Source organism: Actinospineispora acaciae DSM 45401 (assembly GCF_000620785.1).
Taxonomy (GTDB): domain Bacteria; phylum Actinomycetota; class Actinomycetes; order Mycobacteriales; family Pseudonocardiaceae; genus Pseudonocardia; species Pseudonocardia acaciae.
Genome location: NZ_JIAI01000011.1, coordinates 101626 through 113051, shown reverse-complemented (window position 1 = coordinate 113051; position 11426 = coordinate 101626). Strand labels below are relative to the sequence as shown.

The 11426-nt window shown below is 73.3% G+C and carries 4 protein-coding genes; all 4 read left to right on the top strand.

Annotated elements, in window-relative coordinates:
* Nucleotide 1 precedes the first annotated feature (1 nt).
* Genes N912_RS0135825 through N912_RS0135810 form a run of 4 tightly spaced genes read left to right on the top strand, consistent with a single transcriptional unit; the run spans nucleotide 2 to nucleotide 11424 of the window.
* Nucleotides 2–1147: a Kelch repeat-containing protein gene (locus tag N912_RS0135825; RefSeq protein WP_028926216.1), complete on the top strand. Its 1146-nt coding sequence runs from the start codon at nucleotides 2–4 to the stop codon at nucleotides 1145–1147.
* Nucleotides 1144–4368, top strand: a complete 3225-nt coding sequence (locus tag N912_RS0135820; protein ID WP_028926215.1) for a hypothetical protein — start codon at nucleotides 1144–1146, stop codon at nucleotides 4366–4368. Before N912_RS0135825 ends, N912_RS0135820 begins: the two co-directional genes overlap by 4 nt.
* The gene (locus N912_RS0135815) at nucleotides 4368–9608 is read left to right on the top strand and encodes a hypothetical protein (RefSeq protein ID WP_028926214.1); all 5241 of its coding nucleotides are present in this window, start codon (nucleotides 4368–4370) and stop codon (nucleotides 9606–9608) included. The genes N912_RS0135820 and N912_RS0135815 overlap by 1 nt, the downstream gene beginning before the upstream one ends.
* Nucleotides 9601–11424: a hypothetical protein gene (locus tag N912_RS0135810; protein WP_028926213.1), complete on the top strand. Its 1824-nt coding sequence runs from the start codon at nucleotides 9601–9603 to the stop codon at nucleotides 11422–11424. Before N912_RS0135815 ends, N912_RS0135810 begins: the two co-directional genes overlap by 8 nt.
* Nucleotides 11425–11426: the final 2 nt, after the last annotated feature.

The window sequence follows — 11426 nt, the reverse complement described above, 5'->3', positions numbered from 1 at the left end:
CATGACCACTGCGACGGCGCCGTGGACGTCCACCGGCGAGCTGCCGGTGGCGGGAAGCTGGTACGGCCAGTACGACGGCGCCGTCCTACTGACCACCACCACGAAGAAGGTGCTGCTGGTCGGCGGCGCGGACGGCAGGTCGGCCGCGCTGGACCAGGCGGTGCGCTACGACACGGCGGAGAAGAAGTGGAGCCCCGCCGGCAAGCTGCAGACCGCGCGGCGGCTGCACACCGCGACGGTGCTCAAGGACGGCAACGTCCTGGTCGCCGGCGGGATCGGCGGCCCGTCGCCGGCCTCGCCCGCGCTCGCCACCGCGGAGGTCTACAACCCCGCGACGAACGCCTGGGAGACCGTCGGGAGCATGAACGAGGGCCGCTACGGCCACTGCGCCGTGCTGGTCGGCGACCAGGTGCTGGTGGCCGGCGGCACCGCGAAACGGTCCGACGACACCGTCAAGGCGCTGACCTCGGTGGAGACCTACGACCCGGCGGCCAAGAAGTGGACCACCGTCAAGCCGATGACCGACGCGCGCACCGGGCACACCGCTGTCGCGTTCAAGGACGGCCGGGTGCTGGTCTGCGGCGGCACGGTGCCGATCGCCAGGGGCGCGGACGCGGCGCTGGCCTTCTGCGAGCTGTACAACCCGACCTCGAAGGCCTGGACGACCACCGCGAACCTGCCCGAGCCGCGCGCCAGGCACCAGGCGCTGGCGCTGTCCGACACCACGGCGCTGGTCATCGGCGGCAGCGCCCCCGGCGCCCCGGGGGACGGCAGGTTCGACCCGTTCACCAGCCTGACCGCCGAGCTGTACAACCTGAACAACGGCACCTGGACGACATTGTCGACACGGCCCGGCGGCCGCGGATTCCACCGCGCGGTGGCGCTCGGCTCGGGGAAGGTGCTGGTGATCGGCGGCACCGGCGAGGTGCGCGACGACGTCGGCTACCAGAGCGTGCTGGTCTTCGACTCCGCCGCGAAGACCTGGACCCCGGTGGGCGGGCTGGCCGTGGGCCGGTGGGCGTTCGCGGCCACCGCGCTGGACGGCGGCAAGGTGCTCGTCGCCGGCGGCACCACCGGCTCCGGCCTGGCCGCGGCGGACCCGGACGTCGACGACCTGACCAGGTCCACGGAGGTCTACACGCCGTGACCGCGAACGCCTACGCCTTCCTGCCGTACCTGCGCACCGGCCTGAGCACCCGCATCACCGCCGACCCCACCGGCCAGGGCACCACCCGCGCCACCATCCCGATCAAGCTGCTGCTCACCGGCGACCCGCTCACCGGCCCCACCCCGATCACCCAGGACGTGACGCAGCCGCTGCAGCTCTACGGCCCCGGCGACGTGATCGGGGTGGACCCGCGCGCCATCTCGCGCACCGAGCCCCGGCCGTGGACCACCAACGTCGAGCCCAACTACCTGGCGCACATCGAGTTCTACGAGGAGGACTTCGCCTGGCGCTACAGCCCGTCGGCGCCGGACACCGCCAGGAACCGGCTGCGGCCCTGGCTGGCGCTGATCGTGCTCGAAGGCGCGGTCGAGCCGGGGCCGGGCGGCGAGTTCACCGAGGGCACGCTGCCGGGCCGGCCGCTGCCGTCCATCACGGTGACGAACCCGGCCGCGCTGCAGCCGTCCGACCAGCTCGGCGCGTTCGCGCACGTGCACGTCGACGGCGGCCTGGGCGGCGACGTGCTCGCCGACGACCCCGCCGAGATGGCCGGGCCGCTGGCCAGCCTGCGCGAGCTGCTGCGGACCAACCCAGACCGGGCGTGCTCGCGGATCGTCTGTCCCCGGCACCTGTCGGCGAACACCGGCTACCACGCCTTCCTGGTGCCCGCGTTCGAGACCGGGCGGCTGGCCGGCCTCGGCCTGAAACCGCCGACCAACCTCCCCGGCCCGCTGCAGCTCGCGTGGCCGCCGTACCAGGACCAGCCGCTGCCGGGCACCATGCCGTACTACCACCGCTGGTACTTCTCCACCGGCACCTCGGGCGACTTCGAGTACCTGGTCCGCCTGCTGCGGCCGTGGGACGCCGGGGACGAGCCGAAGCTCGCCCGCCGCGACATCGACGTGGCCCGCTCGGCGGGCGTCGGCCTGCCGCCGATCGACACCCCGGCCGGCATCGGCGGCGTGCTCAAGCTCGGCGGCGCGCTCCAGGTGACGCTGCGCGCTCGGGACCAGTGGGACAACTGGGACAGTCGTTACCCGGAGCCTGCGCCGACCGGGACCTACCCACACCCGTTCCAGACGGCACTGGCCGGCGTGGTCAACCTGTCCGACGACTACCTCGAGCACGCGCCGGCCGACGCGCACGCCGCCCTGGCCAACAACGCCGGCCCGTCCGTCACCACGGCGGCTGGCCAGGGCGACCCGGTCATCACCCCGCCGCTGTACGGCCGCTGGCACGCGCGCACCGCCCGCCTGCTGACCGGCCAGAACCAGAAGAACTGGGTGCACCGACTCAACCTGGACCCCCGGTTCCGGGTGGCCGCGAACTTCGGCACCCAGGTCGTCCAGGCCCGGCAGGAGGAGTTCATGGCCGCCGCCTGGGAACAGGTCGGCGACGTGCTCACCGCGAACGCCAGGATCCGCGCCGCGCAGCTGGCCCGCGAGGTCGGGCACGCGCTGCAGAACAAGCACGTCGGCCCGACCGACCCGGCCGCGTTCATGGCGGCGTTGACGACGGGGCTCACCGCCGGGGCGGGGACACCGGCCAGACCGGTCGGCCGGATCCTGGCCCTGACCGCCCCGGCCCAGTCCCGCGTGACCAGACCCGGCCAGCCCACCGCGTCCACCGCGTCCACCACCGACCGGCGAGCCGCCCCGCAGGCCACCGTCGCGGTAGGCCACCAGGTCTCCACCAGCCAGATCGGCACCGCGCCGACCTCCCCCGCGATGCGCCGGATCACCCGCCCCGGCTCGCGGCTGGTCCGCACCCTGCCGTTCCCGGACACGCAGCCGCCCGAGGCACTGCTGCCGAGGATGGACCTGCCCACCGGGGCCGTCACCGCCGCCCCCGCCAAGGTCAAACCGTTCGCCCTGGTCACGCCCGCCGACGTGGACCACGTCCTGTACCCCCGAGGGCTCCCCCCGCTGCCGACCAGCAACGACTTCACGATCAGCCTGCCCACCGAGCACGTCGTCCCGACCACCGGCGTGCCGGACAGCGACGAGGCAACAGCGTTCAAGACCGGCCTGGCCGAGGTCACGCTCGCGTTCGCCGACGCCGCGATCGGCGGCCGGGTCACCCGCCCACCCACGCCGCTGGGCGTCACGCCGGCCGCCGGCGCCATGCTGACCGGCCTGAGCGCCGACGGCACCGTCCCGAGGAGCCTGCTCAGCTCGGTGACCCTGCCCGAGCGCCTGGCCCCGTTCGCCGAGAGGTTCATCGAGGCGATGGCGTACCCGATCATCGACCTGCCGATGTACCAGGCGCTGCGGGACCTCTCGGTGGACGCGTTCGTGCCCAACCTCAACCTCGTCCCACCCAACAGCATCACCCTGCTGGAGACCGACCAGGAGTTCATCGAGGCCTACCTGGTCGGGTTGAACCACGAGATGGCCCGCGAGCTGCTCTGGCGGGAGTACCCGACCGACCAGCGCTGCACCCCGTTCCGCCAGTTCTGGGACCCGCGCCCGGCGCTGTCGCCGCCCGGCGAGTCGCCAGGGCAGCGCAGGGAACGGCTCTACGACATCAAGCCGATCACGGACTGGGCGGTCACCAGCGAGCTGGGCACGCACGACAGCCGCGAGACAGCCGGCTCCCAGAAGAACGAGCTGGTGCTGGTCATCCGGGGCGAGCTGCTCAAGAAGTACCCGAACGCCGCGATCTACGCGCACCGCGCCCGCTGGCAGCCCAGCAACGCGAACCCGGACCGCAAGCGGGAGCGGACCCCCGTCGAGCCGGCCGACCCGATGCGCCCGACCGAGGACGAGATCAAGCTGCCGATCTACGAGGCCAAGGTGGACCCGGACATCACCCTGCTCGGGTTCGACCTGAGGGCCGACGTGGCCAAGGGCAGCCCGCTGGGCGACCCGGGCTGGTTCTTCGTCATCAAGGAACGGCCAGGCGATCCCCGGTTCGGCCTGGACGACGGCCCGTCGACCACCCGGGTGGAGGTCTGGAACGACCTGTGCTGGTCGCACGTCGACCCCGGCGGCCGGACCGGGTTCATCACCCTCGACGACGCCGTCTCGGTCGACCTGCAGGGGCTCGACGACATCGTCGAGGACGACGAGAAGGACGAGCAGTTCCGTGAGGACGTGGCCATCCAGACCTGGAAGGCGGGGCTGAGCTCCTCGGACATCGCCTACATCCTCTTCCAGGCGCCGGTGCTGATGGCCGTGCACGCACAGGAGATGTTGCCCTGATGGCCGACCCGCTGACCTACGACTTCCCCGTCCTGCTCGGCCCGGTCCGGGTCGAGACCCGGTTCCTCGGCGACGACCTGCTGGTCCGGGTGTTCCCCGACGAGTGGTCGATCGACAAGCTGGAACGGCGCTACACCCGCGCCGAGCTGGGCGCCCTGGACGCCTACTGGACGGCGTACTGGCGCGCCGGCGGCAACCCGGTGGCGGAGCAGGCCGCCTGGCACGAGCTGGTCGGGCGCATCCCGGCCGGCAGGGCGAGCTGGCAGCTGACCCGCCACGCCCCGGCCAACCCCGCCGACCGGCCGACGGGGGTGCCGGCCGGCACGACGGTGCTCGTGATCGCCAGCGACGCCGCGCTGCCGGCGGACGACAGGCAGCCGACGATCACCTACTGGAGCGCGGTCTGGCGCGCGCACGGCAACCGCGAACGGCTGCGGGACGCCGACATCGCGCTGCTCGCCTCGGTCGGCGCGGCCCGCGCGGACGCCATCCGGGCCCGCCGGCCGGTCGGCGTGGACGCCGCCAGCACCACCGCCGCCACCGCGCCCGGTGACCCCGTCGTGGTCGCCTTCCTGGTGCTGGCGCCGCCGCCGGCCGCCGAGATCGCCCCGGAGTCGTGGACGCAGGTCGCCCGCGCCCGGTTCCTGCCCGACCGGTTCACCGTGCTCGGCTACGCCGGCGGCCGCCAGGTGTTCGCGGTGCCCGGCGAACCGGTCAGCGCCGAACTGGCGGTGAGCCCGGACCCCAGCTCCGACGACAAGCCACAGGTGGACGAGAAGACCGGCCAGCTGCACGTGCCGGACGCGCTGGCCTGGATGACGGACTTCGAGCGCGCCCACGGGGTGGGCATGGGCATCCGCATCGGGCTGGACCCCGACACCAAGCGCGACGGCCTGGACCGGCTGGTCGTGATCGGCCTGCGGCAGGTCACCCCGGAGCGCGCCGCGCTCGACCTCGGCGAGCTGCTGGCCGACCAACTGCACAGCCCGGCCGGGCTCAGCCTGCTGCCGCAGGGCACCCCCACCAACAACACCGAGCGGGCCCCTGCCGGCCAGGACGCCGCGCAACAGGCCGAGGCCGCGCGCCGGACCGCGTTCACGCCCGTCGCGGCGGCGGCCCCCGGCGACTGGACGGCGAAGACCGACGGCCAGTGGTTCGCCGAGCTGCTCGGACTCGACCCGGAGAAGCTGGCCGGCCTGCCCAACGCGGACCTGACCGACCGTGCCGAGGCGCACGCCGCCCACCTCGCCCTCTGGCCCGCGACCTGGGGAAACTTCCTGCAGACCGTGCTGCACCCGATCCTGCCGGAGAGCACCGTCGAGCTGACCCGCGAGTTCTTCCTGCGCAATGTCTCCGGCCGGGGCCCCATCCCCACCGTCAAGATCGGCCGCCAGCCCTACGGGATACTGCCCACCGCCGCGTTCACCAAGCTGACCTGGCCGGACTCCCCGACCGCCGGACACCGCCGGGGCCTGCACAAGCTGCTGGTCGAGGCCGCGAACGACTGGCGGGACGCCACCGCCAAGGTGTCCCGCGTCGGGCACCGCCCGCAGGACGACGCGCACCAGAAGCTGCTGGACATCCTGGCGCTGCACCCGACCTCGGCCGAGTACCACCAGCGCTACGCCCGCAGCGTCGAGGACATGTTCAACAGGGAGAACCTGGGCGGCGCCGGCACCAAGGTGCTCACCACGCTGACCGGCCTTGGCATGGCGCCGCCGCTGCGCGCGCTGCTCACCCGCCTCGGCTACCCCAGCCCGTGGACCGAGCCGTACCACCCGTCGGACCCCGACCTGCTGCGCCGGCTGTTCACCGACACGCAGCACCCGCTGCTGGCCCCGCTGATCGACGACGCGCCGCTGTCCGAGACCGACCCGCTCCGGGCCTACACCGCCGACAAGCGCAACTACCTGCGCTGGCTGGCCGACAACGGGCGATCCGACCTGGACGCGGTCCGCATGGAGACCGGCTTCCTCGGCAACCACCCGCCGGCCACCCTGCTCTACCTGCTCGCCCGGCACGCGCTGCTGCTGGGCTGGGCGGACGCCGCGCGCCGCCTCGCCGTCGCGGCACAGAGCCCGAACATCCCCTCACCGGCCGACCCGCTGTTCGTGCACGTCAAGGACGCGAACAGGCCGGACACGCGGCTCAGCGAGAGCCGGTACCGCCAGCTCTACACGCCGGACCGGCGGATCACCGGAGACCCGGCGAAGCTGGTGCACCAGTTCATCCCCGGCGTGATCGACACCGGGCAGGCCACCGCCCGGCTGGCCGAGCAGATCCGTGCCCTGGGCCGGCTGGCCGAGCTGCCCACCGCCCGGCTGGAGCGGGTGGTGGCCGAGCACCTCGACTGCGCCACCTACCGGCTGGACGCCTGGCTGCTCGGGCTGGCCAACGAGCGGATCGCCGAGCTGCGCTACGGCACGAGCGGCACCGCGACGCCGAAGCGCGGGGTGCACGTCGGCGCGTACGGCTGGCTGGAGGACGTCCGCCCCGGTGGTAGACCGCTCACCGAGATGGCGCTGCCCGCCGCGCTCGCCGAGGTCCACGGCGGAACGACGGTGCCGCACGACACCACGAACGGCGGCTACATCCACGCGCCCTCGCCCAGCCACGCCCGCACCGCTGCGGTGCTGCGCGCCGGCTATGTGGCGAACCGCTCGGCCACCGACCCCGGGTCGTTCGCGGTGCGGCTGAGCTCCGAGCGGGTCCGGGTGGCGCTGGCCCTGCTGGACGGGCTGCGCCAGGGGCAGCCACTGGGCGCGCTGCTCGGGTACCGGTTCGAGCGCGGGCTGCACGAGGGCCACCCCGGCGTCGAGCTGGACAGCATGATCCCGCTGCTGCGCGGGGCGTTCCCGCTGCGGGCGGGCAAGCTCTCGGCCCACGACCAGCCGCCCAGCGAGGTCAAGCTGGTCGAGGCGCGCAACGTGGTGGACGGCCTGGAGCTGGTCCGCCGCGCAACCCGACCGCCGGCCACCCCCGAGTACCCCTTCGGCGCGACAGGCCTCCCGCCCGTCGAGAAGCTGAAACCCGGCCAGGCGAAGGCGATGAACGACGAGGTCAAGCACCTGATCGACATCCACGACGCGCTGGCCGACCTGGCGGTCGCGGAGGGCACCCACCAGGCGCTGCTGGGCAACGCCGAGCGGGCCTCGGCGACCCTGGACGCCTACGCGAAGGAGGGCTTCCCGCCCCCGCCCGCCGTGGTCGAGACCCCCCGCCGGGGCGTCACCCTGACCCACCGGCTCGCGCTGTTCCTGCGCCCGGACCTGAACCCGGGGCTTGGCACGCCGAGGTCGCGGGCCGAGCCGGCCGTCAACGACTGGCTGCCCACGCTGCTGCCCTCCGAGCTGAGGGTGGTCGCCCTGGTGACCTGGAAAGACCCGGTCACGAACCGGCCCGAGAAGCGGGTGGTGAGCCAGTCGGACATCGGGCTGGCGCCGATCGACCTGCTCTGGGCGGTCCGGCCGGTCGGCGACGCGGAGCGGACCGACCTGGATGACCGGATCCTGGGCTACGTCGTCGAGCGCGACGACCCGCGCCCCGACGTCCCGCTGACGATCGAGCACACCACCCGGGTCGCGGACAACATCACCTTCTTCGAGCTGTCTCCGCTGATCACCGCGCTGCGGGCGCTGCTGACCACGTCCCGACCGGTGCGGACCACCGACCTGGTGCCGGCCGCCGGCACCGCGCCCGTCGACCGCGCCGTCGACCAGGCCGTGTCGCTGCCGAAGGAACGCCCGGTCGCCGTCCGCGCCGCCCTGGTCGAGCTGCGCGACGACGTCGACGAGTACCGCACCGACCTGACAGCGCTGTACCCCACCACCGGCCCGAAGACCGCCGAGATCCTGGACGGCATCGACGCGTTCCTCACCCGGTACGCCAAGCTGATCACCACCGCCGGTGGCTTCGGCATGGTCCGCAGCGGCTGGGGCGAGCTCACGCTGTGGCGCGGCGCCGTCTTCCGCGACGTGCTCAAGGCCGTCGCCGAGACCGCCGCCCGGATGGGTCGCGCGCTGGCCGAGGCCGACGCGCTGCTCGAACGCTACGACCGCCTGCCGTCCTCCACCTCCGACGAGGAACGCTTCCAACTGCTGGAGAAGGCCGACCGGCTGCTCACCACCAAGCCGAGCCCGCGCCCCGGCACCCCGTTCGAACTGCGCTCCAAGGTCCGCTCCCACCGAACGGACCTCGACCTCAAGCTCGACGACCTGCTCCGGGTGGCCAAGACCAACGAGTCCACGCTGAGCGGCCTGCTCACCGAGGTCACCAGGCTGCTGCCGCTGACCGACCTCGACCCGGTCGGCCTGGACCTCACCCCGTTCCAGAACCGGATCGTCACCTTCGGCCGCGAGCTGCTGACCCGCGCCGAGGCGCTGCGAGCGGAGATCAAGGACAGGCTGGACGCCGCCGACAAGGCGCTGGTGGCCCTGGATGCCGCGGTGACCGGCCCGGACAAGGTCACCGCCGCCACCGACGCGCTGAAGGCGCTGCTCGGCGAGGACGTGCTCGCCGTGCCCCAGTTCACCCCGCCCGAGCCGCTGGGCGAGCAGTGGCGCGACGCCTACCGGGACAGCGACGAGCTGGTCGCGCACCTCGCGCCCACCCGCGACTTCCCGGTCGACGACTGGGTGCACGGCATCGCCCGGGTCCGGGAGAAGCCCCGCACATGGGAGAAGACGGTGCTGCTCTCCGACGCGCTGCGCGGCCCGAACGGCCTGCTCGGCAACATCCTCGGCTGGCAGGAACCCCCGCTGACCCCGGTCCAGCTGCCGTACCGGGAGGGCGACACCTGGCTGGCCATGGAGTTCGCGCCCGACGCAGCGATCACCGAGGACAAGGTGCTGCTCACCGCGCACTACGCGACGCCGCCGCTGCTCGCCAGGGACAACCATTGCGGCCTGCTGCTCGACGAATGGTCGGAGGTCGTCCCGGCCGCCCAGGAGACCACCGGGATCGCCGTCAACTACGACGGCCCCGACTCCGAGCCGCCGCAGGCGATGTTGCTGGTCGCCCCGCCGTCGGTGTCCGGCACCTGGACCCAGGACGACCTGGTCGCCGCGGTCGTCGAGACGTTCGACCTGGCCAGGAGCCGGGCCGTGGAGCCGGCCCATCTCGACGACACCGCCTGGGCGCACCTGCTGCCGGCCACCGTCATGTCCTCGACGCGCCGGCCGATCACCATCAGCACCGACCTGGCGACAGCCAACCTGCGCTGGAGGGCCGACCATGACTGAGCCCGGCATCCCCGACCTGGCCGCCGCGCTGCGCAACCGCGCCCGCCCCACCGTCGGCCTGTGGAACCGCCTGGAGGGCCGTCCCCGCACCAAGGACTTCGACCGCGCGCTGCGCGCCGAGATCCGCGACCCGCTGTGGCTGCTCACCAGGCAGTGGCAGCTCGGCGAGTTCCGGGGCAGCGACGGCGGCTCGCCCGTCACCGTGACCTACTCGGTGGACGCCGTCGCCCCCACCAGGTTCCGCCCTGACGGCGGCCAGCCCGAGCCCGTACCTTCCGACCGCCCGCTGGAGGACCTCGCAGAGCGCCGGGCGCTCCCGTTCGACTTCGACACCGACCGGATCTCGTTCGACCTGCGCCTGGCCATCGGACGGCGCTGGATGAAGATGCTGTTCCCGAACCTGCTGCTGCGCGTGATCCGAGGCCAGTACGTCACCCGGTTCCCCATCGCGCTGCCCAACCCCGACTCGGACGCCGACCGCGCCCGGGTGGCCCACCCCGAGGTGTGGGCGGCCATGCAGGCGATGGCCGGCCGGCGGATGGACGGCTACCTGCTCTACCGGCAGATCAAACGCGGCGGCCACGCCGCCGACGGCATCAACGTGCCGCTCGGCCAGACCAACGCACTCAACGCCCTGGGCGACCGGCTGGTGAAGTGGTTCGACGGGTTGATCCACCAGCCCACCGGCGTCGCCGCCTGGGACCCCGGCCGCCTCGAACACGAGTTCTCCGTCGCGACCGCCGCCCCCGGTGGGGAGCGGGTCCTCACCGCGCGCCAGTACCCCGGCGGCACCCTGGACTGGCACGCGTTCTCCGTCGACCCCGCCGCCGCCCCGATCGGCGGCACCACCCCACCGCCCGCCCCGATCCACCGCACGGTGTTCCCGGCCCCGATCCGGTTCTCCGGCATGCCGCTGCCGCGCTGGTGGGCGCTGGAGGACGGCCGCACCAACTTCGCCGCCGTCACGCCCGACAGCACCGACCTGGCCCGCCTGATCTTCCTGGAGTTCGCGCTGGTCTACAGCAACGACTGGTACCAGGTGCCCTGCGACCTGCCCGTCGGCACGCTCGCCACCATCGCGGCCCTGACCGTCACCGACGTCTTCGGCCAGTCCCAGCTGATCACCCCGGTCGGCACGGGCGACGCCAAGGACCGGCAAAACTGGTCGATGTTCACCCTGGACACCGTGGACGCCCCCACCGCCCTCCCGAACCCCGGCCTGTTCCTGCCGCCGAGCATCCCGCACGCCGCCGAGGGCACCACCCTCGAAGAGGTCACCCTGATCCGCGACGAGAACGCCAACATGGTCTGGGGCGTCGAACTGACCGCCCGCACCGCCACCGGCGACAGCCGCCGAGCCAGCGAACTGGCCGCCGAAACCGTCGCCCACCGCCTGCGCCGCCACCCCCCGACCACCCCGCCCGACCCCCGCGCCCCCGTCGCCTACCAGGCCATCAACGTCACCCCGGAAAACTGGATCCCGTTCATCCCCGCCCACAAACCCGACGACACCCGCGCCGTCCGCCTCCAACGCGCCACCATGCTCAGCATCCTCGGCGGCACCGACTTCGTCCGCCCCCGAACCGCCCTGCTCCGCGAGGGCGTCGACGCCGGCGACCCGTACTACATCAACGAGGAAGAAGTCCCCCGCACCGGCACCACCCTCACCGTCAGCTACAACCGAACCCGCTGGACCAACGGCGAAATAGCCGTCTGGCTCAGCACCCGCCGCACCACCGGCCGAGGCGAAACCTCCAGCGGCCTGACCTTCGACACCCTCATCGACACCGCCCCAAAGCCCCGCCCCCAACCCTGACC